The following is a 24,469-nucleotide window of genomic DNA, read 5'->3' as shown; positions in this document are numbered from 1 at the left end:
AGATGATCCGCATCCTTTTCTTTCTCGCCATCGTGTTTGCGCTTGGGCTGGGCTTTGCCTGGCTGGCCGACCGTCCCGGCGACATGATGATGACCTTCAACGGCTACCAATATGAGGTCAGCCTGATGGTGGCGGCGGTCGCCATCACCGCGGTTGTCGCCGCCGTAATGCTGGCCTGGTGGGTCACCAAGGCGGTCTGGAACAGCCCCTATACGATCGCCCGCTACTTTCGCGTGCGCCGGCGCGACCGCGGCTATCAGGCGCTTTCGACCGGCATGATCGCCGCCGGGGCGGGCGATGCCGCACTGGCCCGGAAAATGAACAAGCAGGCGGCCAAGCTGATCCGCTCGGACCAGGAGCCGCTGATCCAGCTTCTGGACGCGCAGGCCTCGCTGCTCGAAGGCGACCACGAGACGGCGCGGCAGAAATTCGAGGCCATGCTGGACGATCCAGAAATGCGGCTACTCGGCCTGCGCGGCCTTTATCTGGAAGCCGAACGGCTGGGCGACAAGGACGTTGCACGTCATTATGCCGGCCGCGCCGCCGACATGGCGCCGCAGCTTGCCTGGGCCTCCGACGCCACCATCGAGGAGAAGGTCGAGCGCGGCGAATGGGATGCAGCAATCAAGCTGGTGGATGCGCAGAAATCGGCGCGCCAGATCGAGCCCGCGGCGGCCAATCGCCGTCGCGCCGTGCTGCTGACCGCCAAGGCGATGTCGATCCTCGACAATGATCTGCCCGGCGCCAAGGCAGCGGCGCTGGAGGCAAACCGGCTGGAACCGGCATTCGCCCCGGCGGCCCTGGTGGCGGCAAGGGCACTGTTCCGGCAGGACGATATCCGCAAGGGCTCCAAGCTGCTGGAGGCCGCATGGAAGGCCGAGCCGCATCCGGAACTTGCCGCGCTCTATGTGCATGCAAGGCCGGCCGATGCCGTGCTCGACAGATTGGCGCGGGCGCGCAAATTGCAGTCATTGCGGCAGAACCACCCCGAATCCTCGCTGGTCGTCGCGCGTGCGGCGCTTGATGCCGACGACTACCGGCTCGCCCGCGAGGAAGCCGAGGCAGCCATCCGCATGCAGCCGCGCGAAGGCGCCTATCTGGTTCTTGCCGATATCGCGGAGGCCGAGAGCGGTGACCAGGGCCGCGTGCGCCAATTGCTGTCCAAGGCGGTGCGGGCGCCGCGCGATCCGGCATGGGTTGCCGACGGCTTTGTCTCCGAGCATTGGGCGCCCGCTTCGCCGGTGACCGGGCGGCTGGATGCATTCGAGTGGCGGGTGCCCGTCGAAAGGCTGGGACCGGTGATCGAACAGGATGACGAACTCACGGTTACGGACCGGCCGGCAATCGCCGCGCCGATCGAGTCGGCCGCACAGGCACCGAAGGACCTGATCGACACCACGCCCGATAGCCCTCCGGTGGAATCCGCTGAAAAATCCGACCGATCCGACACTGGCCCCGGCCGAAGCGATGCTGGTGAACCAGCGCAGACCGCGCCGACGCCGGATGGCGTTGTGGAACAGGACCGGCCGGCGCCGATAAGGCTGCCGGACGATCCTGGTGTCGAGCCGGAGGAGGCCGACCAGCCGCAGCGACGTTTTCGTCTGTTCTGAGCACGCGGATGAAGAAGCGCGCCAAAATGTTCGAGGGAACCGTTCTGGCCCGATGGACATTGGCGCAAGAGCGAGGTTAGCGTCGGTATGACCAAGGATGCCACGATGCTGCAACGGGTTCTGTCGTTCCTGAGGGACTTGCCGAATAGCGCGGCCGATACCCGTTTCGGGGCAGACGATCCGCGCGTGGCGGCAGCCGCGCTGATGTATCACGTCATCAATGCCGACGGCATAAGGCACGACGTCGAATGGGAGCGGCTGAAGGAACTCTTCTCGCAGGCCTATGACACGACCGGCGAGGAATTGAAGGGGCTGCTCGATGCGGGTGAACAGGCGCATCAGGAGGCAATCGACCTCTATGCCTTCACCAGCGTGCTCAACCGCCATCTCGACGAGGCCGGGCGCATCGAATTCATTCGACTGCTATGGGACCTTTGCTACGCCGACGGGGAGTTGCACGAATTGGAAGACAACACGCTGTGGCGCGTCGCCGAGCTGATCAGGGTAGAACGGCGCGACCGCATCACGGCGCGCCAGCAGGCGGCAAAACGCGTGCCCGGAGCAACCGGCGGTTCCTCTGACTCCTCTGACGAATAGGCCGCAGCATCGACCATGCCGCCACGCCAACGGCCGAAATTACTGATTGTCCTGCACCAGGAAACCTCAAGCCCTGGAAGGGTCGGCCATCTCCTGCTGGAAAGCGGCTTCGACCTCGACATCAGGCGCCCGCCGCTCGGCGATCCGCTGCCGCAGACGCTGGAGCACCATGCCGGTGCGGTGATGTTCGGCGGGCCGATGAGCGCCAATGACGGCGACGAATTCGTCAGGCGCGAGACCGACTGGCTTGCGGTCCCGCTCCGGGAAAACCGACCCTTTCTCGGCATCTGCCTGGGTGCGCAGATGCTGGTCAATCATCTCGGCGGCAAGGTGGAAGGCCATGGCGACGGGCTGGTCGAAATCGGCTGGTATGGGTTGAAGGCCACGGAGGAAGGCAAGCGGCTGATGCATTGGCCTGAAATGGTCTATCAGTTCCATCGCGAGGGCTTTTCCCTGCCCGCCGGCGCGACCCTGCTGGCGACGGCTGAAACCTATCCGAACCAGGCCTTCCGCTATGGCGAGAACGCATGGGCGATCCAGTTTCACGCCGAGCTTACGCGCGCGATGATGCACCGTTGGGTCGTGCGCGGCGCCCATCGCTTCGAATTGCCCGGCGCCCAGCAGGGCCGCGATCATCTCGGCGGGCGCCTGATCTGGGACATGCATCTGAAGCGCTGGCTGGTCGAGTTCCTGCACACCGTATTCGGCAAGCCCGAACCGACACGGTGACAGCCGCCGGCGGGGCAGTATTTTCCTAAGTAATTTTTTGCCTTTTCAAAGTTACGTCACGAAAAAGTCCCGTTCGGTCGCTCACCTTGACAAGACAGGGAAATAAGGCAAGCTCGAGATATGGAAGGGGAACCGAATTCATTCGATTCCTCCATTTCGAGATTTCCAGCCGCGAACAAGTCATGTGGCGTCGGAAATCCAGAGCAAGTGACCATGACGGATCTTGAAGCTGTGGCAGCGGTGGAGGACGGGTGCGCGATGCAGGACGGTCAAGCGATCGGCCGGCATCAGACTTATCTCGTGCCCGGAGTTCGACGCCGTTTCTGCAACCACGCTGGCAGTCTGATCGCAGGCTCCTGACCCCTGGGCCGCGCAACGGACCGGACCAGGGGTATCTCCAGAAAACGCATTATTGTCGCCGGGTCGGTATGCGCCTGGTGGAGATCGGTCATGTCGGACAAGCCTCACTGCCTGCTAACCTCGAAAGATTTCGCCATTCTGGAAACCATGCGCGAGCGCATGGACACAGGCGACGCAGCGCTTGCCGCACTGCTCAGGCGAAAACTTGAATCGGCAAGGGTCGTCTTTCGCGACGAGATTCCCGCCGGGGTGGTCACCCTTAACAGCCGCGTTGCCTACAGCATCGACGGGCAGCCGGCGGGAACGCATCTGCTTGTGCAGGGCGGCAGCGAGGACCTTCCCGAAGGCGTGATCTCTATCAGCACGGCGCGCGGCCTGGGGCTGTTGGGCCTGTCGGAAGGGCAAAGCATCGCGGTGGAACACCCCGGAAAAGGCGGCGAAACCCTGCTCGTCGAGCAGGTCACCTTCCAGCCTGAGGCCGACCTCCACAGGCGCGAATGCATGCCAACGATGGGCTCTGTCGTCTCAGGCGCCGGCGCGACGGCACAGGTGGTGAGCCTGCACGCCTTCCGGCGAGCGCAGCCACAGGCCGCATTCGACGGGCCGGAGGACGACGATCCGGGCCCGCAGGCCGCTTAGATCATGCTTCAATAATAAGGGCTTAGATCGAGATGGCGATTCAAGGAAAGGTCATTTCGATCTAGGGTCAGGACCTGTTAATATGATCGAAATGGCGCCTGAAACGGCAAGGAAATGCAAGGAGAAGGCCGATGGTCGATGTGGTTCCATCGGCCGAGGGCTTCGACGCGGCAGTTCGCAGCCGTTTCGGCGTCCTGCGGATGTGGTCCCTCTGGCCGGCAACGTCGTCGCGAAGGACTTGAAAGCCTCCAGGCTTCCTGCGCCTTCGCTCCTCGTATCCGGCCAGAGGGCCTCACACCATTTCGACCAGATTAACAAGTCCTGACCCTAGCCCGCTTCAGCTCCCCATCGAGCGGCCGGAAATATAGGCGGTGTCTTCACCGCGCTCGATGCTGCGATAGAAGTCGGCGAGTTGCTTGCCGCGTTCATGGCGGAAGGAGCGGCCTGCAAGGGTGAGCTTGTCGATGCGGTCGATGCGGAAGGCGCGGAAATCGTCGCGCATCTCGCACCAGGCGACCAGCGTCCAGACCTTGCCCCAGAACCACAGGCCGAGCGGACGGACATCGCGCGCCGTCGGGCGGCCTGCCTCGTCGCGATAGTCGAGCGTCAGCACGTCGCGTTTTTCCACCGCGCGCTCGATGATGTCGATCGCGGCGCGCGCGGCATCGCTGACCACCCACATCGGCGTATGGATTTCGGTGCGGGCGATGCGGTCCTTCTCGGCGTCCGGCAGCACGGCGCCGATCTTGACCAGCGCCTCATCGGCGGCCCGCGCCATGGCGGCCCCGCCAAAGGCCCGCACCATGCGTGCCCCGGCAACCAGCGCCACGATCTCATCGCGTGTGAACATAAGCGGCGGCAGGTCGAAACCTTCCCTCATGATGTAGCCGACGCCGGCCTCGCCATCGATGGGCACACCGGTGGACTGCAGGTCGGCAATGTCGCGATAGATGGTGCGCTCGGAGACTTCGAGCCATTGGCCGAGCTTCTGGGCGGTGACCAGCCGGCCGCCGCGGAAATGCTGGACGATCTGAAAGAGCCTGTCGGCGCGTCGCATCGTTCTATCCTGTCGGGCCTTTGCGCTTTTGCCGTGCCCGACAATAGCGCGGTGGCCGCCCGAATGAAATCGGCGCGTCGCTGCCATTGCATGGGCCAGGCAAAGCTGGTTGTCGGCCGTCACAATGGCACTTCACTCCTGACAGCATATTGTCAGGAGTGTCAGGAATATTCCTTCGCAAACAGCGCCTTCATTTCGCCAAGCTCGGCCGAGCGATCCGGATAGAGGGCCGAGAGGAAGGCATGGGCGAAAGTGCCGGGCGCCGAGCCCGGCGCCGACACGATGCGGCCATCGGCAACGGCATGGGCGACATCCTGATAATTGCCGGCACCTTCATAGTCCGGCTCGTGTTTCAGGATCCAGTCACGCCCGTTGCTGGTGTGTTTTGCCTTGGCGAACAGGCCGGCGCGCGCCAGCGCGAGCGTGCCGGCACAGATACCACCGACGACGCCTTTGCGCTCGTCGATGGTGCACAGCAGTGCCGAGACGTCCGGTGTCGCCTTGCCGGTCCAGACGTCGGAGCCGATCATCGCGATGGCGCCGAGATCGGCATTTTCGGCCGGATCGGCGCCGCGGTCGGGCACCAGTCGGAAGCCGCTCGCCGAGACCACCGGCTCGCCCGTCGGCGTCAGCGATACCGCGCGGGCACCGAACCACTCGACCGCGGAAGCCGACAGCAGGCCATATTCCCAGTCGGCGAAGCGATCGATGAAAAGAAACCCGATGGTCTTGGCGGACGGCATGACATGCTCCTTGTTTGCTTTGACGCATGACCTTGTCCGAAAAGCCTACAGCTTTTCGGGATCATGCTTCGGTCACCGATGATCGGCGTGACGCTCCGCATAGCGTTCCGGCCAGCCTATATCCTTGCGGATGTCGGCCGGTAGCGAATTCATGAAGCGGATGGTGCGGATTTCGGCGCGCAGGGTGCTGATCTTGCCGAAATAATGCCTGGCTGTGCGCAGCAGGCCGGGTGTGAAATGGGCCATGACAGGTCCTCCTTGGGTGACGGAGGAACTATCCCACACCCCTCCTGACAGCAGTGCGTCAGGAGTTGTGCAGGTTCTTTCCGGCTTCGACCGGAGGAGGGAAGCGCACGCTTCAGGCCGACTGCGCGACCCCCAGCCCGCGGGCTTGCAGCGCTGCCGTGATTTCGTCGAGGATCGCCGGATCGTCGATCGTGGCCGGCATGTTCCACGGCTCGTTATCGGCGATCTTCTGCATGGTGGCGCGCAGCACCTTGCCCGAGCGGGTCTTGGGCAGGCGTTTGATGGCGATCACCAGTTTCAGCGCCGCGACCGCGCCGATGCGCTCGCGCACCAGGGCGATCACCTCCTTCTCGATGGTCTGGAAATCGCGCGTCGCCGCCGAATTCAGCACCACGAAGCCGCAAGGCACCTGGCCCTTCAGCGCATCGCCGATGCCCACCACGGCGCATTCGGCGACGTCCGGATGTTCGGCGACCACTTCCTCCATCGCGCCGGTGGACAGGCGATGGCCGGCGACATTGATGATGTCGTCGGTGCGCGCCATGATGAAGAGATAGTCCTCGTCATCAATATAGCCGGCGTCAGCCGTCTTGTAGTAGCCGGGAAACTCATTGAGATAGGCCTGGTGGAAGCGCTCGTCGGCATGCCACAGCGTCGGCAGGCAGCCGGGCGGCAGCGGCAGCTTGACTACGACATTGCCGAGCGTGCCATGCGGCACCGGCAGGCCGGCATCGTCGAGGATCTGCACGTCATAGCCGGGCATCGGCACGCCGGGGGAACCATATTTGACCGGCAACAGTCCCAACCCGACCGGATTCTGGCTGATCGGGCTGCCGGTCTCGGTCTGCCACCAATGGTCGATGACCGGCACACCCAGCCTCTGCTCGGCCCATTTGACCGTCTCCGGATCGGCGCGCTCGCCGGCAAGGAACAGCGTGCGGAATTTCGACAGGTCGTATTTGGGGATGAATTCGCCCTTCGGGTCTTCCTTCTTGATGGCGCGGAAGGCGGTCGGCGCGGTGAATAGCGACACCGCGCCATGCTCGGAGATCACTCGCCAGAAGGTGCCGGCATCGGGCGTGCCGATCGGCTTGCCCTCGAACAGGATCGTCGTGCAGCCATGCAGCAGCGGCGCATAGACGATGTAGGAGTGGCCGACCACCCAGCCGACATCGGAGGCCGCCCAGAACACTTCGCCGGGTTCGATGCCGAACTGATTGTCCATCGACCATTTCAGCGCGACCATATGGCCGCCATTGTCGCGGATGACGCCCTTGGGCTGGCCGGTCGTGCCGGAGGTGTAGAGGATGTAGAGCGGATCGGTGGCAGCGACCGGCACGCAAGGTACGTCACGGCCGGCAGCCTTGGCGGCCTCTGTGCTCGTGGCATAGTCGATGTCGCGCCCGGCGATAAGTTCGCAGCCGAGCTGCTCGCGCTGGACGATGATGCAATGCTCCGGCTTGTTGCGCGCCATCTCGATGGCGCCGTCGAGCAGCGGCTTATAGGCGATGACGCGGCCCGGCTCGATGCCGCAGGAGGCCGATATGACCAGCTTGGGTGCGCAGTCGTCGATGCGGGTGGCCAGTTCCTTGGCGGCAAAGCCGCCGAACACCACCGAATGCACGGCGCCGAGCCGCGCACAGGCCAGCATGGCAAAGACCGCCTGCGGGATCATCGGCATATAGATGATGACGCGGTCGCCCTTGGCGACGCCCTGGTCCTGCAACACGGCGGCGAGCGCCACCACTTCGGCCTTGAACTCGGCATAGCTATAGCTGCGCTTGGTGCCGGTAACAGGACTGTCATAGATCAGCGCCGGCTGGTCAGCGCGGCCGGAGGCGACGTGACGGTCGACGGCATTGTGGCAGGTGTTGCACAGCGCACCGGAAAACCAGCGGCCATAGACGCCTTCATCGGCAGCGAAGACCTTGTCCCATTTGCGGTCCCAGTCGATGGCTTCGGCGGCCTTGGCCCAGAACGCCTCCGGGTCGCGTTTCCAGCTTTCATAAACCTCATGATAGCGCGAAGCCGTCATCATGCTCTCCCATGCCTGTCATCTTCGATTTTATCGAAAACCCTTGTCCGGCGTCCATCTGACTAAGGGCTAAATCCCCGGGGCCAAAATGCCGCATGAAGGCGGCTTACTGCTTTGACAGCGCATCGCATTGCTGATCAAAGACGAAACATGACCAAGGCGCTGTCGCTCGTTTTCCTGGCCATCATGGCCATCCAGATCATCAAGCCGCTCGGCCTGCCGGGGCTGAGGCAGCGCCGCGATTTCTGGAAGCTGGCCCTGATAGCGATGGTCGCCATCGGCGTCACCGTGGTGGCCAGCCATATGGGCTGAGCCACGCGGCCGATCGCATTCCTTTCTCGGCAACACGAAAAACGGCACTCATGCCGCCTGTTCGAGATCCGGCCGCCACTGGCCCAGCGTCGCCAAGCTGTTCATGCGGGCGCGGTGGCTGAAGGCGGCCTGGGCGGCGGCAACATTCTCCGCCATGCCGGCCCATGCCTTTTGCGGCGCCGCCTGCAGCGCGCGGCCATAGGAGAAGGTCAGTCTCCATGGCTGCTGTCCGGCCGCATTCATGGCGTTGAGATTGGCTGTCGCCTCCTCGTCGGACTGCCCGCCCGACAAGAACGCAATGCCGGGCACAGCGACCGGCACTGTCTCGCGAAACAGCTTCAGCGTCTTTTCGGCGACTTCCTCCGGGCTGCTCTGCCTGCCTGATTTCTTGCCGGCGATGACCATGTTCGGCTTCAGGATCGTACCTTCGAGCAGGACGCGGGCGCCGAATAATTCGGCATAGAGCTTGGTCAGCGCCGCCTTGGTGACTTCGTAGCAGGTGTCGATGTCATGCCCGCCGTCCATCAGCACTTCCGGCTCGACGATCGGCACGATGCCGGCCTCCTGGCACAGCGCGGCATAGCGGGCAAGCGCGTGGCAGTTGGAGGCGATGGCGACCGCCGAAGGCACGCGCGCGGCAATGTCGATATCGATCACCGCGCGCCATTTGGCAAAGCGTGCGCCGAGCCGATGATATTCGGCGAGCCGATCGCGCAGGCCGTCGAGCCCTTCGGTGATGGTGTCGCCCGGATAGAGGGCCAGCGGCTTGGCGCCGGCATCGACCTTGATGCCGGGAATGGCGCCGGTGGCCTTGATCACTTCGACCAACGGAGTGCCGTCGGCGGCGTTCTGGCGGATGGTTTCGTCATAGAGGATGACGCCGGAGATGCAGTTGCTCATCGCCTCGGTGGAACGGAACAGCAGTTCGCGATAGTCGCGGCGGTTTTCGGCGGTGGATTCGACATTGATGGCGTCGAAGCGCTTCTTGATCGTGCCGCTGCTTTCATCAGCGGCCAGGATGCCCTTTCCCTCGGCAACCATCGCCGCGGCGATTTCCTCAAGACGTTCGCTCATGCAAGCCTCCTTTTGGAATGGTCAAAAGGGCATAGCAGAGCTGCCGGCGCAACAAAATGGCGCCGGCCGGCCTGAACCGATTGAAAGGCAGGCGACGAGCAGTGCTAGCCCTTCAGCACATCCACGCCCGGCAAATCCTTGCCTTCCATCCATTCGAGGAAGGCGCCGCCGGCGGTGGAGACATAGGTGAAGTCGTCTGCAGCACCCGCATGGTTGAGGGCCGCGACCGTATCGCCGCCGCCGGCAACCGATACCAGCGTTCCCTCCTTGCTGCGCTTGGCCGCATGGCGCGCCGCAGCAACGGTGGCGCGGTCGAACGGTTCGATCTCGAAGGCGCCGAGCGGGCCGTTCCAGACGAGAGTTGCGGCGCGGTCGATCCACTGGTTGACGGTCTCGACGGTCTTGGGACCGACATCGAGGATCATCGCATCGGCCGGAACGGCCTCGATGGGGACGGTTTCATTGGCGGCCCCTGCCTTGAACTCGCGGGCGACAACGCCGTCGGAGGGCAGGATGATGGCACAACCGGATTGCGCCGCTTCGATCATGATCTGCTTGGCCGTCGCGGCCAGATCGTGTTCGCACAGCGATTTGCCGATATCGGTGCCGCGCGCGGCAAGGAACGTATTGGCCATGCCGCCGCCGATGACCAGCGCATCGACCTTTTTGACCAGGTTCATCAGCAGGTCGATCTTCGAGGACACCTTGGCGCCGCCGACAATGGCGACCACCGGGCGGGTCGGGCTGCCCAAGCCCTTTTCCAGCGCCTGCAGTTCGGCCTGCATGGTGCGGCCGGCAAAGGCCGGAAGCAGATGCGCGAGCCCCTCGGTCGAGGCATGAGCGCGGTGCGCGGCCGAAAAGGCGTCGTTGACATAGAGATCGCCATTGGCCGCGAGCTGCTTGACGAAGTCCGGCTCGTTCTTTTCCTCGCCCTTGTGGAAGCGGGTGTTTTCAAGCAGCAGGATGTCGCCGTCCGAAAGCGCTTCAACCGCCTTGGCCGCCTTGTCGCCGATGCAGTCGGCCGCGAAAGCAACGGTCTTGCCCAGAACTTCGGCGGTGGCACCTGCGATCGGCTCAAGCGAAAAGGCGGGGTCGGCGGCGCCCTTGGGGCGACCGAAATGGGCAAGCAGGATGACCTTTGCGCCCTTGGCCGACAATTCCTTGATCGTGGGGGCGACCCGCTCGATGCGGGTGGCGTCGGTCACTTTGCCATCAGCCATCGGGACGTTGAGATCGACGCGTATCAGGACGCGCTTGCCTTTGATCGTGCCGATATCGTCGAGTGTCTTGAAGGCGGGCATATGGGGGGTCTCCTCGCTGAACTTGCGAAACTTTATAGAGCCCCGGTCCCGATGCAAGTTGGATAGCGGCATCGTGCCGCGGCGAATTGCAGCGGCATCATGGTCTAGCCGATATCATGGGCATCCTGCTTGGCCGGTTTGTCGGACAGCTTGCCGAAGACTGCCTCGACGACGCTCCGCAGATTGCCCGAACCGAGCAGTCTCGGCACCAGCGGCTGGGGCTCCGTTGGCTCGAATGACAGGCCGACGCCAGCTATGCGGCCTTTTTCGTCGATGTCGCGCACGATCAGCTCGATCGGCCCCATCGTCAGGCGATCGCCATATTCGGCCCAGCCGCCGAGCCGCGTCAGCAGCAAATCGCCGACCGTCATCTTCAGCTCCGCTTCCGACAGCCCGACATTGTAGGCAGTGTCGAGTTCGGTTGCCGGCCGGCCCGGATCGACCGCGAAGGCACCGAAGAACTCCGCATCTTCCGGGTCGAGTTCCATCTTGCTGGTGAACAGCCGGTCAAGCAGGGGCGGATAGCGGTCGGAAACGAAGATATAGACGCGGTCGCCCTCCAGCAGCCGGCCGAAATCCGGGAATTTGAGCGACCTGCCTTCGCGCACGACAAGCGAGGGGCGTGCCCAGCGCGGCAGGCGTTCGCCGCGCAACACCGGGCTGCCGGGCATCACCCGATAGCTCAGCAGCTCATGATGGGCAGAACCCGGAAGCTCGAGCTCGACCTTCTCCAGCGGACCGCCGCGCGGCGGCACCACCAGGCCGAGCCGCCGGGCCATCGGGCCGACAGTCCAGCCCTGCACGATGAGCGAGACCAGCACGACGATGAAGGCGGTGTTGAAGATCGCCCTGCCATGTTCCAGCCCGCCCAGCAGCGGGGTGATGGCAAGCAGGATGGACACCGCGCCGCGCAGGCCGACCCAGGAGATGAAGGCGGTTTCGGTCGTGGCGAAATTGAAGGGCTTCAGGCAAAGCCAGACGGCGACGGGACGGGCAACGAAGATCAGGAACAGGCCGAGCGCCACCGACACCAGCAGGATCGCAGGAAATTGCGACGGCGTGGCAAACAGCCCAAGCACTAGGAACATGATGATCTGCGCCAGCCACGACATGCCGCTCTGGAACCGCTTGAGCGCCGACTGCGCCCTTATCTGGGAATTGCCGGCGACCAGGCCTGCGAGATAGACGGCCAGGAAGCCCGAGCCGCCGACAGCCCCGGCGCCGGCAAAGACCAGCAGCGACAAGGTCAGCACAAAGATCGGCAATAGGCCGCGGTCGAGATTGAGCCGCTCGATCAGGCGAACGATCATGAAGCCGCCCAATATGCCGACCGCTGCCCCCAGGCCCATGGTGACGAAGAAGCCGAGCACCAGGTCGAAGAACAGAACGTCAGCTTCCGGATCGGCGCCGAGCGCGATGATCTCGACCAGGGTGATCGTCAGGAAAATCGCGATCGGGTCATTGGTGCCGGATTCGATTTCCAGCGTCGAGCGCACGCGGTCGCGCAGATTGACGTTGCCGGCGCGCAGCAGGAAGAAAACCGCCGCCGCGTCCGTCGAGGCGACGGTGGTGCCCAGGAGGAAGGATTCAAGCCAGGTGAAGTTGGTCAGCGCATGGGCGGCGATACCGAACAGGACAGCGGTGAGCGCGACCCCGGCGGTGGCCAGCGACAATGCGGGCAGCGCTGCCTGGCGCAGGACGATTGTGGGCGTGCCGAAGCCGGAATCGAACAGGATCACCGCCAATGCCAGCGAGCCGGCAAAATAGGCCAGATGCGCATTGTCGAATTCGATGCCCAGCCCATCCGCCCCGCTGAGCAGGCCGATGCCGAGAAACAGAAGCAGGAGGGGAGCGCCGAAGCGGAAGGCGATCAGGCTTGAAAACGCCGCCGCGAGGACAAGTGCCGTCGCCACCAGCGTCGCAAGATAGATCGCTTGCTCCATGTGCGGCGTGTTCCCCCTCTTCCTCGCTCCAATTCACAATAGAGTGCGGTGAAGATGAGGCGGCGCGCAAGGAAATTGCGGCGACTTCGGCGCAGAATTCGTATTTTTTTGTGTCAGGCGGGGCGCCCGGCCGCCATTTGAAGCAAAACGCCCGGCAAAAGCCAGGCGTTTCGTGGATTGTTGCATGCTAGGACCGCTCAGGCGATGAGCTTGCCGAAGACTGCGGCGGTGTCGGCCATGCGGTTGGAGAAGCCCCATTCATTGTCGTACCACGACATGACGCGAACCAGGTTGCTGTCGATGACCTTGGTCTGGTCAAGCGCGAAGGTGGAGGAAGCCGGGTTGTGGTTGAGGTCGACCGAGACCAGCGGCTCCTTGGTGTAGGCGAGCACGCCCTTCAGCGGACCGTCGGCAGCGGCAACCAGCACCTGGTTGACCTCTTCCACCGTGACAGTCTTCTTCGACACGAACTTGAAGTCGATGACCGAGACATTCGGGGTCGGCACGCGGATTGACACGCCGTCCAGCTTGCCCTTGAGTTCCGGCAGCACCAGGCCGACAGCCTTGGCCGCACCGGTCGAGGTCGGGATCATCGACATGGCGGCGGCGCGGGCGCGGTAGAGGTCCTTGTGCATGGTATCGAGCGTCGGCTGGTCGCCGGTATAGGCGTGCACGGTGGTCATGAAGCCCTTCTCGATGCCGAAGGCATTGTTGAGCACCATGGCGACAGGCGCGAGGCAGTTGGTGGTGCAGGACGCGTTCGAGATCACCATGTGCTCCTTGGCGATCTTGTCGTGGTTGACGCCATAGACGACCGTCAGGTCGGCGCCGTCGGCAGGTGCCGAGACGATGACGCGCTTGGCGCCGGCGGCAAGATGCGCGGAGGCCTTGTCCTTGGAGGTGAAGATGCCGGTGCATTCCAGCGCGATATCGACGCCGAGTTCCTTCCACGGCAGTTGCGCCGGGTCCTTGATCGCGGTGACCTTGAACTTGTCGGTGCCGATGTTGATCTGGTCGCCCTCGACCGTGACCTCATGCGGGAAGCGGCCATGCACGCTGTCATAACGCAGCAGGTGGGCGTTGGTCTCGACCGGGCCGAGATCGTTGACGGCAACCACGTCGATGTCCTTGCGGCCCGATTCATAGATGGCGCGCACAATATTGCGGCCAATGCGGCCAAATCCGTTAATGGCAACTCTGACGGTCATGTTCGTTTCTTCCCTGGAAGCAAATGAGGCGCGACCTCGCGCGGGCGGCGGTTGCCTGCGCTGCGTGGGCCCGAAAATCACCGTAGCGGCTTCCCGGCCTTCGCGCGCTGGCAGCCGCTTCATAGCGACGCCAGGCCGAAGAATCCAGCGTAAGCTTGAATTGGGTGGGCTGATATATTGTACCAGCCCATTTCACGGCGTGAACCGATCAGCCGGCCTTCGGATGCAGCCTTGCCTCGACCGCCTTGACGGTGTCTTCGGCGGTGATGCCGAAATGCTTGTAGAGCGCTTCGATCGGTGCGCTGGCGCCGAAGCCATGCATGCCGACGAAGATGCCGTCGGTGCCGATGAAGCGGTCCCAGCCGAGCCTTATCGCCGCCTCGATGCCGACCTTGACCGGCGCGGTGCCGATGAGCGCGGCCTTGTAGCTTTCGCTCTGCTGCTCGAACAATTCGAAGCAGGGAACCGAGACCACGCGGGTCGGATGCCCATGCGCCTGCAATTGGGTGCGGGCGGCAAGCGCGATCTCGACCTCCGAACCGCTGGCGAAGATGGTGACGGCGGCCTCGCCCTCGGCGGTGGCCAGCTCGTAGGCGCCATAGGCGCACAGATTCTCCTCGACGAAATCGGTGCGGATGGCCGGCAGGTTCTGCCGGGTCAGCGCCAGCGTCGACGGCGCCTTGGTCTGTTCGAGCGCAAGCTGCCAGCATTCGGCGGCTTCGGTAGCATCAGCTGGGCGGAACACCAGATGGTTGGGGATGGCGCGCAGCGCCGCCAAATGCTCCACCGGCTGGTGCGTCGGCCCGTCCTCGCCAAGCCCGATGGAATCATGCGTCATGACGAAGATGACGCGGATGCCCATCAGCGAGGCCAGCCGCATGGCCGGGCGCGCATAGTCGGAGAAGGTCAGGAAGGTGCCCGAATAGGGGATGACGCCGCCATGCAGCGCCATACCGTTCATGGCCGCAGCCATGCCGTGCTCGCGGATACCGTAATAGACATAGCGGCCACCATAGTCGCCAGGCGTGATCGGCTTGGTCTGGCTGGTCTTGGTATTGTTGGAGCCGGTGAGATCGGCCGAGCCGCCGATGGTTTCGGGAACCACGCCATTGATGACTTCCAGCGCCATCTCGGAGGACTTGCGGGTGGCAACCTTGGGCTTGTCGGCGGCAAGCTTGCGCTTGTATTCCACGATCGTCTCGTCGAAGCCGCCTGGCAGTTCGCCGCGCATGCGCCGCTCGAATTCGGCGCGCACCTCGCTTTCGGCGGCCGCGAGCCGGTCTTCCCAATCCTTGCGCTTCTTGCCGGCGTTGAGGCCGGCCAGCCGCCAGTCGTCGAGGATTTCGGAAGGCACCTCGAACGGCGGATAGGGCCAGTTCAGCGCCTTGCGGGCGCCGGCGATTTCTTCCGCACCCAGCGGCGAGCCATGCGCCTTATTGGTTCCAGCCCTTGTCGGTGCGCCGAAGCCGATTGTCGTCTTGCAGGCGATCAGCGTCGGACGGTCGGATTTCTGCGCGGCCTGGATGGCGGCCGCGATTGCGTCCGGGTCATGACCGTCGACACGCGTGGTGTTCCAGCCGGAGGCTGCGAAGCGGGCGGGCTGGTCGGTCGAATCCGAAAGCGATACGGCGCCATCGATGGAGATGCCATTGTCGTCCCAGAAGACGATAAGCTTGTTGAGCTTCAGGTGCCCGGCAAGCGCGATCGCTTCCTGGCTGATGCCTTCCATCAGGCAGCCGTCGCCGGCCAGCACATAGGTATAGTGGTCGACAAGGTCGTCGCCGAATTTGGCGTTGAGGATGCGTTCGGCAAGCGCCATGCCGACGGAATTGGCGATGCCCTGCCCCAGCGGCCCGGTCGTCGTCTCGATGCCGGCGGCATGGCCATATTCGGGATGGCCGGCCGTGCGCGAGCCAAGCTGGCGGAAATTCTTGATCTCGTCGATGGTGATGTCTTCATAGCCGGTCAGATAGAGCAGCGAATAAAGCAGCATCGAGCCATGCCCGGCCGACAGCACGAAGCGGTCGCGGTCGGCCCAGGAAGGGGTGCTCGGATCGTGCTTGAGGAAGCGCGTATAGAGCACGGTGGCGATATCGGCGGCCCCCATTGGCAGGCCGGGGTGGCCGGAATTCGCCTTTTCGACCGCGTCCATGGACAGGAAACGGATTGCATTGGCCATCCGGTCGTGTTTTTCGCGTGAGGTCATGATCGCTCGCCAAACCCATATTTTCGGGGCCGTAGCCCGCCTGGAAATTTGCGGGAGACATAACAGCAGGCGCGCGCGAGTCAACAAATGGCTGGCTTTTCACCACAGAGTTGACCGCCTTGCAGACCCAGGCGCGGCTTTAGCAGGGGAAAGGCCGAATCGCTTTGTTGACGGGTCGTTTGCACGATGCCTAATGTTTCTGCGGTAAGTCGTTCTGAATGCGGACGATTCGGTGATGGGCGGGAGTTCGGACGGAGCCATGACCGGGGAAACAACACTCAAAGAGGTGATCAGCCGGCTCGGCAAGGCGATCGACACGCTCGAACACAGCGTGGCGGCACGGCTGGAGCATGAGCAGGACTATCTGGAAGCCGAAGCTGAAGTTCAACGCATGAATGCCGATCGCGGCCGCCTGGCGCAGGAGCTCGACAATTCCGAGGCCCGCGCCGAACGGCTGGAAGAGGCCAACAAGGAGGTTTCGCGCCGGCTGGTGACGGCAATGGAAACCATTCGAGCGGTACTGGACAGGTAGAAAATGGCCCAGGTTACAGTCATGATCGACGGCAAGGCCTATCGGATGGCCTGCGACGAAGGCCAGGAAGACCATCTGATCGGCCTGGCCGAGCGGTTCGACCGCTATGTCTCGCATCTGAAGGAATCCTTCGGCGAGATCGGCGACCAGCGCGTCACCGTCATGGCCGGCATCATGGTCATGGACGAGCTGACGGAGTTGCAGAAGCGCGTAAAGGGCATGGAAAGCGAGATCGGCACGCTGCGCAAGACCCGCGACGATGCGCTGACCAAGGCCGACAAGAACGATGCCGCGCTGACCGGCGCGCTTGCCGGGCTGGCGCAGCGCATGGAAGACTTGGCGGCACGCCTTACCATCCGCAAGCCGCCCGAGGCCGAGGCGTAGAGCCTTTCAGGGTTAAAAACGATAGCGGACGCCGAGAATGCTCGCATTGGAGCCTTCGCCCATATTGCCGAAGGTGCCGTCGGCGCCGGAGCGGTGGTGGAGTTGATAGACCAGCTCGAAATTAGGCGCCTGCCGCAGCCGCAAGGACAGTTCCGGGCCGACAAAACCGAGGAAGGACGCATCGCCGTCATAGTGGATTTCACGCTGGCGCTCGATCTCGGTCGGGCCGGTGACGGCGCTCAGGCCGACCACCAGCGCCGGCGAGATCGCCAGATCGCCGATGACCAGCCCCTGGTGGCGCAGGCGCACGCCCGCCCATAGTTCGCCGGTGGTGTCGTCGTCATCGCCAAATCGTACCGCTGTTCCGACCACGCCGCCGAGCATGAAGCCGGTCCCCAGATCGAAGAAGTCACGCCCGAAGGACACGCCGGCCAGGTAATTGTCGGTGTAGTCCGCGTTGAAGGCATTGATCGTGTTGCCGAAGGAGCCCGAGGCGAAGACGCCGCCAAATATAAGAACGTCGCTCTTCGTCGGCTGGCCGGTAGTGAAGGGATCTTCCGTCGCGAAATAGATGAAGGGCGAGCTATCATCGGCAAAGCCGCAACCAACCGATGCCGCAAGCGCCATTGCGGCGAATACAGGTCGCATTCCATACATGATTCGGTCCCCGACTCACCCTCGATGCGTGTGGCGATTGTTCAGGTACGGGAGACGCAAGCACAAGAGTCCTGCCGCGCGCGCACTCGGCCTGGCGCGATTTTTTCCGACCTGCGTCCCAAAGGACACAGTCACGGCCGGCGCGGGCCATGACTTCAGGCCTTGCTGCAGGATCGCGAGACCCTGAAAACTCGACCTAAGCCGCGTAGCGGCTCAGGTTGAGCACGCTGGCATCGATCTCCGGCTTGCGGCCCGACATGATGTCGGCAAGCACCTGGCCCGAGCCGCAGGCCATCGTCCAGCCCAGAGTGCCGTGGCCGGTGTTGAGGTAGAGATTGCCATAGCACGTCTGGCCGATGATGGGAGGGCCATCCGGCGTCATCGGCCGCAGGCCGGTCCAGAAGCTGGCCTGCTTGACCGCGCCGCCATTGGGGAACAGGTCGCAAACCGAGTGCTCCAGCGTCTCGCGGCGGGCCTGATGCAGCCTGAGGTCATAGCCGGCGATTTCGGCGGTGCCGCCGACGCGGATGCGGTCGCCAAGCCGGGTGATGGCGATCTTGTAGGTTTCGTCCATCACCGTCGAAACCGGGGCGGCCTCCGGATTGGTGATCGGCACCGTCATGGAATAGCCCTTGACCGGATAGACCGGCACGGAAAGGCCGAGCGGCTTGAGCAGGATGGGCGAATAGCTGCCGAGCGCGACCACATAGGCATCGGCCGTCAACAAGCCGGCGCTGGTGGCCACGCCGGTGATCCTGCCGCCCTCGGCGACGAACTTGTCGATCGTGACGTCGAAGCGGAAATTGACGCCCTTGCCCGCGCAATGGGCGGCAAGCGCCTCGGTGAACATCTGGCAATCGCCGGTCTCGTCATTGGGCAGGCGCAGGCCGCCGACAAACTTCTCGCGCACGGCCGCAAGCGCCGGCTCTGCCGCGATGCAGCCTTTCTGGTCGAGCACTTCGAAGGGCACGCCGAACTTCTTCAGCACCTCGACGTCACCGCCGATGCCGTCGAGCTGCTTTTGCAGCCGGAAAAGCTGCAATGTACCCTTGCTGCGCTCGTCATAATGCACGCCGGTCAGCTGGCGCAGCGCCATCAGGCAGTCGCGGCTGTATTCGGCGATGGGCACCATGCGGGCCTTGTTGACGGCGTAGCGGGCCGAGGTGCAGTTGCGCAGCATCTTGAACATCCACGACCACATTGCCGGGTCGAGGTGCGGACGCACCACCAGCGGGCCGTAGCGCATCAACATCCACTTGATCGCCTTGACCGGAACGCCCGGCCCCGCCCAGGGAGAGGAATAGCCGGGAGAAACCTCCCCGGCATTGGCGAAACTGGTCTCCAGCGCCGGTCCGTTCTGGCGGTCGATCACCTCGACCTCATGGCCTGCGGCTGCGAGGTAGTGGGCGGTGGTGACGCCGATGACGCCGCTTCCCAGAACCAGAACTTTCATGCGAATGCCCCTTAGAATCCGTCTGTGCCAGCCCGCTGAGGGTCAGGCGTGCTTGTAAATGCGATGAAAACGATGGCCGAGATCGGTCAGCACCTCATAGCCGATCGTGCCGGCATGGCCGGCCACGACATCGACAGGCTGGTGCGGCCCGATGATCTCGACCAGGTCGCCGGCGGCAAGCGCGCCCTCCGGCAGGGCGGAGATGTCGATGATGATGCTGTCCATTGACACGCGCCCGATGAAAGGCAGCCTGACCTCGGCGAAATAGGCCCCGGCCGCGGCACGGCGATGCCAGCCATCGGCATAGCCCAGCGAGATGGTGGCGGCGCGCATCGGCTTTTGCGTGCGGAAGCTGTGGCCATAGCCGACCCCGACCGAAGCCGGCAGCTGGCGCGTCTGGATGACCTTGGCGGCGAGATGGATGACGGGACGCATCGGATTGGGACGCGACGGCGTCGGGTTGATGCCGTAAAGGGCCGCCCCCGGCCGGGCGAGATCGTAATGATAGTCCGCCCCGAGGAAAATGCCCGAGGAATTGGCGAGTGAGGCCGGTACTGCCGGCAAACTTGCCCGCAGCAGGTCGAATGCCTCCTTCTGTGCCGCATTGGCCGGATGTTCGGGCTCGTCGGCACAGGCAAGGTGGCTCATCACCAGCCTGACCTCGATCCCGTCGAGCAGGCTCTTGTCGGCTGCGATCTCTTCGACCTCTTCCGGCGCCAGGCCCAGCCTCGACATGCCGCTATCGACCTGAAGCGCCGCCGGCAGGGGCCGGCCCAGCACCTTGGCCGTGCCGCGCCATGCGGCAAGCTGTTCGAGGCTGTTGACGACCGTGGTGAGGCCGGCCGTGGCACAGGCCGTCTCGGCGCCTGGAGGAGTGCCGTTGAGCACGTAGATTTCCGGGCGCGGCCCGAGGACGTCGCGCAGCACCACGCCTTCGCGGACATGGGCGACGAAGAAGGTGTCGCAGCCCTCGCTTGCAAGCGCCTGGGCGACCTCGGCCGCGCCGAGCCCATAGGCATCGGCCTTGACCACGCCGGCGCAGCGCACGCTGCCCAGACGCTGCTTGAGCAGGCGATAATTGGCGCGCACCACGTCGAGATCGATCGTCAGGATCGCACCGGCCTCGGCCAGATTCGACTCCGTGATCTTTCGGTCGGGCGCCCTCATATCGGCAAAATGGTCCTTAATCCGGGACAAGTCCATGTTGAAACGACGCAATCCTGCTTTAAATCGTCAAATGATGCATGATCTTATCTGAAAAATTCCGTTTCTTCGCGGATCATGCTCGTGCTGCTTCCATAGTTCGGGAATGATTGCACTGCAAGAGGGCAACTGATGCACAGCTGGTTTGCCTATTGGCTCAGATGGGACGTTTCTGGCCGAGCAGATACAGGAAAAGCAGCATGTCGAAGACTTCGTCCGTGGTCTCCGCCTTCAGTCCGCCGGGGCAATGGAGGTCGCCGGCCTTATCCAGTGTGGCACGGCAGCGACGCTCTTTGCGGCAAATCTGGCGGCGGCAGCGAGCGGGCGCACCCTGGCGGGTGCCGGAAATTCGGCACGCGAGAAGTATCGCCCGCAGCAGCGCAGGGGGAATGACGCGCTTCCCGGCGTCGGAAGGGGTGTGGGTGGGGGAGGAATTGGCCTTGCTCATGTCGATCTCCAGGAAAGCGGGCACGCGAAAATCCTGCCCGCGGCCGAAACGGACCGGGAAGCGGACGCATGGGGCGTGCCTCTCATTGTTGATTTTTACGGCACGCCACCCATGCGTCCGCCGGTGTTCTTGCCTCGAGTTCGGGATGCCGGCTCCTGCCGGCAAGGCCGTTCTCCAAGGCCCGGACCTGAGGGCTCATCACCCAGCCGCATACCGTTGTGCGACCGATCCGGCACCGTCCCCTCCACGCTCATTCGGTTCATGACCCGTGTTCCCGCGAGGGCGATGCGGGGATTATGGAAGAGGACGCGAGGGGTGGGGATAAGAAAGTGCGGCTGCAATGTCGGAAAGCAGGCAAAGCAAGGGCTTGCGGGCGAAGGTGGATGGATTCTGTCCAGATCTCGCCTGCGCGACGCCGCCTTATCGTTGCGAACGAGCTTCTGAAAGGCGATGCCGGTGCGGGTTAGCGGTTCCCTCGCCCCCGCTGTCTTGCCGGACATCTTCCCCACACGGGCAGGGGAATTGCTGTGGAATTCGACCCCCACTCCGGTTTGCTTTGCAAACCACCTCTCCCCCGTTCGACGGGGGAGAGGAAGCGCCCTCCGCTAAGCTGGCACCTTTCCTCTCCCCTTTTGAGGGGGAGAGGTGGCGAGCGAAGCGAGGCGGAGTGGGGGTCGGTCGCGCCATAAGCGATTCCCCTGTCCTCAGGGGGAGGTCACGCTGTCATGGCAGGGGTTCAGCCGTTGCCTTCGCCCTCGGCGCTGGCGGCTTCCTGCCACGCCTTGATCGCCTCTTCGAACGCCTTCTGGCCGGGAATGCCCTTTTCCATGGTGAACAGGGCACGGCGGCCGGATTTATAGATCACCGGCACGTCGATCCAGCTCTGGCGGCGCAGCAGGGTCATATTGGCGTCGATCTCGGCCTTGCCGTCATTGAGGGCGATGAGGAAGAAGCCGTCGGCGATCTTGGCGGGAATGCCGATCAGCGGGCTGCCGGCTTCCTGTTCGGAACCCTTCATCGACACGCGCAATATGTTTTCGATGCCGCCGCCCTCGAAGCCTTCCGGGGTGAGGAAAATGACCTCGATGATGTGGCTTGCCGGCAGCGTCTGGTCGGCATTGCGGCGGATGGTCATGCGCAACTGCACATCCTTGCCCGGAATGGTCGCCTCGGCGCGGATGGCCGGCTCAGGCGGCAGGTCGCCGCCCGGCGATTCCTGCACGAGGGACCAGACGATGCTGCCCGGCTCGGCCGAGCCCTGGGCGACATTGGTGCGCTCCTCATAGAAGATGGCGCGCTGGCCGACGGCGACACTGGGCTCGGAAGCGGACGGGGCTTCTTGCGGCTGGGGCGACGTCGATCCGGCCGGCGGCTGGGTGACGGCCGCAAGCGAGGTTCCCTCGCCGAGCGAGGTGGCGCCGCCCGCCGGTCCGGCATCGATCTCCTTGCCCTCGGGCGTCAGGCGCTGGGTGAATTTCTGCGGCGTCGCAGGCTCCTCGGCGACCGGTGCCGGTTCTTCCTCGGCCGGCGGCAGCGCCGCCGTCTCGGTGGCAGGCTCGTCAGCGGGCTGCTGCGGCGAGGCGGGCTGTTCCGGCGCGGCGGCCACCGGTGCCGGCGCATTCGGGCCGAAGAGCGCTTCCTTGTTGAGCCAGATGCCGTAGCCGCCGGCGGCAAGGGCCGCGATTGCGACCAGGGCCGCGATCAGCCCATAGCCACGCTTGCGCTGGTATGTGTGCTCGCGTTCATCCTCCGCTGAGGCGAACGGATCATTGTCTTGTTGCGGTTCATAGCCGGGTTCGTGACCGAACCCCTGGGAGGGGGCAGGCAACACATCGTCGTCGGGAGCGTCCGGTGCCGGGGGAGGCGGCGCGACAACGGGAGTAGTCTTGGGCCAGCTTTCCGCTTTCGGCTCGGGCAGGCTTTCGACCTCGGGCGGCGGCGGGCTTTCCGGTTCGGGCTCAGGTTCGGCGGCAGGCTCCGCTGCGGGCGGCACCGGATCGATGCTTTCGGCGTCCGCCTTCTTCGGCGGGTCCTTCTTCTGGCGCTCTATCGAGGCAAAGACGTCATCGAGCTCCGCCAGCGGGTCGGGACTGATTTTCGGTCCCGGCCGGTCGGGATATTGCTGCTCGACCGTGGCGATGGCGTCTTCCAGCGCGCGCTTCTGCCGCTCGGCGACGGCCTTGGGCGGCGGCGGCGTGATGGCGGCCAGCTTCGCGGAAATCGTCGCCCGGGCCTTGTCATAGACCCTCTGGCGCAGTTCGGGCGTCGGATCGTTCAGCCCGTCCAGCGTCTTTTTCAGAACCGCAACGAAATCTGCCATGCTTTTGTCGACCTGTGGTTTCCTGCCGGCCGCCGCGCCGGTGCCCCCAGGAAGGGGACGAAGTTAGTCTTGGAACGGATCCGTCACAAGTATGGTGTCGTCGCGCTCGGGGCTGGTGGACAGAAGCGCCACCGGCGCGCCGATGAGTTCCTCGATATGACGGACATATTTGACCGCCTGGGCAGGCAGGTCGTTCCAGCTGCGTGCGCCGGCCGTGGTGCCCTGCCAGCCTTCCAGCGTCTCGTAGATCGGCTCGACGCGAGCCTGCGCGCCCTGGCTTGCCGGCAGGTAGTCGATCTCCTGGCCGTCGAGCCTGTAGCCGGTGCAGACCTTGATCTCGTCGAGCCCGTCGAGCACGTCGAGCTTGGTCAGCGCAATGCCGCTGATGCCGTTCACCGCCACCGCCTGGCGCACCAGCACCGCATCGAACCAGCCGCAGCGGCGCTTGCGCCCGGTGACGACGCCGAACTCACGGCCCTTGGTGCCGAGGAATTCGCCGATCTCGTTGTTCTGCTCGGTCGGGAAGGGGCCTTCGCCGACGCGGGTGGTATAGGCCTTGGTGATGCCCAGCACATAGCCGATGGCGTCCGGCCCCATGCCCGAGCCGGGAGCGGCCTGGCCAGCCACCGTGTTGGAGGAGGTGACGAAAGGATAGGTGCCGTGGTCGATGTCGAGCAGAGTGCCCTGCGCGCCCTCGAACAGGATGCGCTCGCCGGCGCGGCGCTTGTCGTCGAGGATTTTCCAGACCCGGTCCATGTAGGGCAGGATGGCATCGGCCACCGATGTCAGTTCCTGCATGATCGCGGCGTGCTTGACTTCGGCATGGCCGAGCCCGCGGCGCAGCGCATTGTGATGCGTGAGCAGGCGGTCGACCTTTTGCGGTAATGTGTCCAAGTCAGCCAGATCCATAACCCGGATCGCGCGCCGGCCGACCTTGTCTTCATAGGCCGGTCCGATGCCGCGGCGGGTTGTCCCGATTTTGGTGCCCGAATTGGAGGCCGCGTCTTCGCGGAATCCGTCGAGCTCGCGATGAAGCGACAGGATAAGCGCGGTGTTTTCGGCAATTTTCAGGCGATCGGGCGTGACCGACACGCCCTGGGCGCGCAATTTCTCGGCTTCCGCCACGAAGGCGTGCGGATCGAACACCACGCCGTTGCCGATGACGGAAAGCTTGCCCTCGCGCACGATGCCGGACGGCAGCAGCGACAGCTTGTAGACCTTGCCGTCGACGACGAGCGTATGGCCGGCATTGTGGCCGCCCTGGAACCGCACAACGACGTCGGCGCGCTCGGACAGCCAGTCGACGATCTTGCCCTTGCCTTCATCACCCCACTGGGAACCGACGACCACCACATTGGCCATGATATCTTTCCTTCAAACGCTGCCGGCTGGCCGGCTTGCATGTAAAAACG

General features: G+C 64.1%; 22 protein-coding genes. 7 read left to right on the top strand and 15 right to left on the bottom strand.

The window, feature by feature from the left end:
• Positions 1-2 precede the first annotated feature (2 nt).
• From EET67_RS11085 to EET67_RS11070, 4 genes are all read left to right on the top strand, one after another.
• Complete coding sequence (locus EET67_RS11085) at positions 3-1,610, top strand: heme biosynthesis protein HemY (protein ID WP_128626244.1); 1,608 nt, start codon at positions 3-5, stop codon at positions 1,608-1,610.
• Positions 1,611-1,715: 105 nt separating this feature from the next.
• Positions 1,716-2,207: a tellurite resistance TerB family protein gene (locus EET67_RS11080; protein WP_128626463.1), complete on the top strand. Its 492-nt coding sequence runs from the start codon at positions 1,716-1,718 to the stop codon at positions 2,205-2,207.
• Between the two features lie 15 nt (positions 2,208-2,222).
• Positions 2,223-2,936 (top strand): glutamine amidotransferase, encoded by a 714-nt coding sequence (locus tag EET67_RS11075; protein WP_128626243.1) that lies wholly within the window; start codon positions 2,223-2,225, stop codon positions 2,934-2,936.
• A gap of 450 nt (positions 2,937-3,386) precedes the next feature.
• Complete coding sequence (locus EET67_RS11070) at positions 3,387-3,935, top strand: GreA/GreB family elongation factor (protein WP_128626242.1); 549 nt, start codon at positions 3,387-3,389, stop codon at positions 3,933-3,935.
• 337 nt (positions 3,936-4,272) lie between these two features.
• On the opposite strand, the gene EET67_RS11065 is transcribed toward EET67_RS11070, so the two are convergent.
• From EET67_RS11065 to EET67_RS11055, 4 genes are all read right to left on the bottom strand, one after another.
• Positions 4,273-4,992 (bottom strand): helix-turn-helix transcriptional regulator, encoded by a 720-nt coding sequence (locus tag EET67_RS11065; protein ID WP_128626241.1) that lies wholly within the window; start codon positions 4,990-4,992, stop codon positions 4,273-4,275.
• 161 nt (positions 4,993-5,153) lie between these two features.
• Positions 5,154-5,735, bottom strand: coding sequence for a DJ-1/PfpI family protein (locus EET67_RS11060; protein ID WP_128626240.1), 582 nt, complete (start codon positions 5,733-5,735; stop codon positions 5,154-5,156).
• A 72-nt stretch (positions 5,736-5,807) separates the two neighbouring features.
• Positions 5,808-5,981, bottom strand: coding sequence for a hypothetical protein (locus EET67_RS25645; RefSeq protein ID WP_165899865.1), 174 nt, complete (start codon positions 5,979-5,981; stop codon positions 5,808-5,810).
• A gap of 112 nt (positions 5,982-6,093) precedes the next feature.
• Complete coding sequence (locus tag EET67_RS11055) at positions 6,094-8,016, bottom strand: propionyl-CoA synthetase (protein WP_128626239.1); 1,923 nt, start codon at positions 8,014-8,016, stop codon at positions 6,094-6,096.
• Between the two features lie 150 nt (positions 8,017-8,166).
• Here EET67_RS11055 and EET67_RS25640 point away from each other — a divergent pair, with 150 nt between their 5' ends.
• On the top strand, positions 8,167-8,328 hold the full coding sequence (locus EET67_RS25640) for a hypothetical protein (RefSeq protein WP_165899864.1): 162 nt from the start codon (positions 8,167-8,169) through the stop codon (positions 8,326-8,328).
• Positions 8,329-8,376: 48 nt separating this feature from the next.
• On the opposite strand, the gene EET67_RS11050 is transcribed toward EET67_RS25640, so the two are convergent.
• The 5 genes from EET67_RS11050 to tkt all read right to left on the bottom strand — a co-directional run bounded on the left by EET67_RS11050 (position 8,377) and on the right by tkt (position 16,060).
• The gene (locus tag EET67_RS11050) at positions 8,377-9,402 is read right to left on the bottom strand and encodes a class I fructose-bisphosphate aldolase (RefSeq protein WP_128626238.1); all 1,026 of its coding nucleotides are present in this window, start codon (positions 9,400-9,402) and stop codon (positions 8,377-8,379) included.
• A 104-nt stretch (positions 9,403-9,506) separates the two neighbouring features.
• Positions 9,507-10,703, bottom strand: coding sequence for a phosphoglycerate kinase (locus tag EET67_RS11045; protein ID WP_128626237.1), 1,197 nt, complete (start codon positions 10,701-10,703; stop codon positions 9,507-9,509).
• Between the two features lie 104 nt (positions 10,704-10,807).
• A complete protein-coding gene (locus EET67_RS11040; RefSeq protein WP_128626236.1) occupies positions 10,808-12,646 on the bottom strand; it encodes a potassium/proton antiporter in 1,839 nt (612 codons plus the stop codon).
• A 197-nt stretch (positions 12,647-12,843) separates the two neighbouring features.
• Positions 12,844-13,854, bottom strand: a complete 1,011-nt coding sequence (gene gap, locus EET67_RS11035; protein ID WP_128626235.1) for a type I glyceraldehyde-3-phosphate dehydrogenase — start codon at positions 13,852-13,854, stop codon at positions 12,844-12,846.
• Between the two features lie 208 nt (positions 13,855-14,062).
• Positions 14,063-16,060 carry a transketolase gene (gene tkt, locus EET67_RS11030; RefSeq protein WP_128626234.1) on the bottom strand — a complete coding sequence of 666 codons (1,998 nt, stop codon included), beginning with the start codon at positions 16,058-16,060 and terminating at the stop codon, positions 14,063-14,065.
• 259 nt (positions 16,061-16,319) lie between these two features.
• On the opposite strand from tkt, the gene EET67_RS11025 reads away from it, so the two are divergent.
• Together EET67_RS11025 and EET67_RS11020 are read left to right on the top strand one after the other, a co-directional pair.
• Positions 16,320-16,592, top strand: coding sequence for a DUF4164 domain-containing protein (locus EET67_RS11025; protein ID WP_128626233.1), 273 nt, complete (start codon positions 16,320-16,322; stop codon positions 16,590-16,592).
• 3 nt (positions 16,593-16,595) lie between these two features.
• Positions 16,596-16,976 (top strand): cell division protein ZapA, encoded by a 381-nt coding sequence (locus EET67_RS11020; RefSeq protein WP_128626232.1) that lies wholly within the window; start codon positions 16,596-16,598, stop codon positions 16,974-16,976.
• 12 nt (positions 16,977-16,988) lie between these two features.
• On the opposite strand, the gene EET67_RS11015 is transcribed toward EET67_RS11020, so the two are convergent.
• From EET67_RS11015 to EET67_RS10990, 6 genes are all read right to left on the bottom strand, one after another.
• Complete coding sequence (locus EET67_RS11015) at positions 16,989-17,633, bottom strand: hypothetical protein (protein ID WP_128626231.1); 645 nt, start codon at positions 17,631-17,633, stop codon at positions 16,989-16,991.
• Between the two features lie 196 nt (positions 17,634-17,829).
• Positions 17,830-19,086, bottom strand: a complete 1,257-nt coding sequence (locus EET67_RS11010) for a D-amino acid dehydrogenase (protein WP_128626230.1) — start codon at positions 19,084-19,086, stop codon at positions 17,830-17,832.
• Between the two features lie 42 nt (positions 19,087-19,128).
• On the bottom strand, positions 19,129-20,253 hold the full coding sequence (gene alr, locus EET67_RS11005) for an alanine racemase (RefSeq protein ID WP_128626229.1): 1,125 nt from the start codon (positions 20,251-20,253) through the stop codon (positions 19,129-19,131).
• Between the two features lie 193 nt (positions 20,254-20,446).
• Positions 20,447-20,737 (bottom strand): hypothetical protein, encoded by a 291-nt coding sequence (locus EET67_RS11000; RefSeq protein ID WP_128626228.1) that lies wholly within the window; start codon positions 20,735-20,737, stop codon positions 20,447-20,449.
• A 736-nt stretch (positions 20,738-21,473) separates the two neighbouring features.
• Positions 21,474-23,057 (bottom strand): hypothetical protein, encoded by a 1,584-nt coding sequence (locus tag EET67_RS10995; protein WP_128626227.1) that lies wholly within the window; start codon positions 23,055-23,057, stop codon positions 21,474-21,476.
• 63 nt (positions 23,058-23,120) lie between these two features.
• Positions 23,121-24,419: an adenylosuccinate synthase gene (locus tag EET67_RS10990; RefSeq protein ID WP_128626226.1), complete on the bottom strand. Its 1,299-nt coding sequence runs from the start codon at positions 24,417-24,419 to the stop codon at positions 23,121-23,123.
• Positions 24,420-24,469: the final 50 nt, after the last annotated feature.

The sequence above is a fragment of the Borborobacter arsenicus genome, assembly GCF_003934165.1.
In the GTDB taxonomy this organism is placed as follows: domain Bacteria; phylum Pseudomonadota; class Alphaproteobacteria; order Rhizobiales; family Rhizobiaceae; genus Pseudaminobacter; species Pseudaminobacter arsenicus.
The sequence above is the reverse complement of the archived record's forward strand: the minus strand, read 5'-3'. Positions and strand labels throughout refer to the sequence as shown.

What these genes read in the sequence shown, in the direction of transcription:
- EET67_RS11085 (WP_128626244.1), top strand. Translation starts at nt 3, where the DNA reads ATGATCCGCATCCTTTTCTTTCTCGCCATCGTGTTTGCGCTTGGGCTG.
- EET67_RS11080 (WP_128626463.1), top strand. Translation starts at nt 1,716, where the DNA reads ATGCTGCAACGGGTTCTGTCGTTCCTGAGGGACTTGCCGAATAGCGCG.
- EET67_RS11075 (WP_128626243.1), top strand. Translation starts at nt 2,223, where the DNA reads ATGCCGCCACGCCAACGGCCGAAATTACTGATTGTCCTGCACCAGGAA.
- EET67_RS11070 (WP_128626242.1), top strand. Translation starts at nt 3,387, where the DNA reads ATGTCGGACAAGCCTCACTGCCTGCTAACCTCGAAAGATTTCGCCATT.
- EET67_RS11065 (WP_128626241.1), bottom strand. Translation starts at nt 4,992, where the DNA reads ATGCGACGCGCCGACAGGCTCTTTCAGATCGTCCAGCATTTCCGCGGC.
- EET67_RS11060 (WP_128626240.1), bottom strand. Translation starts at nt 5,735, where the DNA reads ATGCCGTCCGCCAAGACCATCGGGTTTCTTTTCATCGATCGCTTCGCC.
- EET67_RS25645 (WP_165899865.1), bottom strand. Translation starts at nt 5,981, where the DNA reads ATGGCCCATTTCACACCCGGCCTGCTGCGCACAGCCAGGCATTATTTC.
- EET67_RS11055 (WP_128626239.1), bottom strand. Translation starts at nt 8,016, where the DNA reads ATGACGGCTTCGCGCTATCATGAGGTTTATGAAAGCTGGAAACGCGAC.
- EET67_RS25640 (WP_165899864.1), top strand. Translation starts at nt 8,167, where the DNA reads ATGACCAAGGCGCTGTCGCTCGTTTTCCTGGCCATCATGGCCATCCAG.
- EET67_RS11050 (WP_128626238.1), bottom strand. Translation starts at nt 9,402, where the DNA reads ATGAGCGAACGTCTTGAGGAAATCGCCGCGGCGATGGTTGCCGAGGGA.
- EET67_RS11045 (WP_128626237.1), bottom strand. Translation starts at nt 10,703, where the DNA reads ATGCCCGCCTTCAAGACACTCGACGATATCGGCACGATCAAAGGCAAG.
- EET67_RS11040 (WP_128626236.1), bottom strand. Translation starts at nt 12,646, where the DNA reads ATGGAGCAAGCGATCTATCTTGCGACGCTGGTGGCGACGGCACTTGTC.
- gap (WP_128626235.1), bottom strand. Translation starts at nt 13,854, where the DNA reads ATGACCGTCAGAGTTGCCATTAACGGATTTGGCCGCATTGGCCGCAAT.
- tkt (WP_128626234.1), bottom strand. Translation starts at nt 16,060, where the DNA reads ATGACCTCACGCGAAAAACACGACCGGATGGCCAATGCAATCCGTTTC.
- EET67_RS11025 (WP_128626233.1), top strand. Translation starts at nt 16,320, where the DNA reads ATGACCGGGGAAACAACACTCAAAGAGGTGATCAGCCGGCTCGGCAAG.
- EET67_RS11020 (WP_128626232.1), top strand. Translation starts at nt 16,596, where the DNA reads ATGGCCCAGGTTACAGTCATGATCGACGGCAAGGCCTATCGGATGGCC.
- EET67_RS11015 (WP_128626231.1), bottom strand. Translation starts at nt 17,633, where the DNA reads ATGTATGGAATGCGACCTGTATTCGCCGCAATGGCGCTTGCGGCATCG.
- EET67_RS11010 (WP_128626230.1), bottom strand. Translation starts at nt 19,086, where the DNA reads ATGAAAGTTCTGGTTCTGGGAAGCGGCGTCATCGGCGTCACCACCGCC.
- alr (WP_128626229.1), bottom strand. Translation starts at nt 20,253, where the DNA reads ATGAGGGCGCCCGACCGAAAGATCACGGAGTCGAATCTGGCCGAGGCC.
- EET67_RS11000 (WP_128626228.1), bottom strand. Translation starts at nt 20,737, where the DNA reads ATGAGCAAGGCCAATTCCTCCCCCACCCACACCCCTTCCGACGCCGGG.
- EET67_RS10995 (WP_128626227.1), bottom strand. Translation starts at nt 23,057, where the DNA reads ATGGCAGATTTCGTTGCGGTTCTGAAAAAGACGCTGGACGGGCTGAAC.
- EET67_RS10990 (WP_128626226.1), bottom strand. Translation starts at nt 24,419, where the DNA reads ATGGCCAATGTGGTGGTCGTCGGTTCCCAGTGGGGTGATGAAGGCAAG.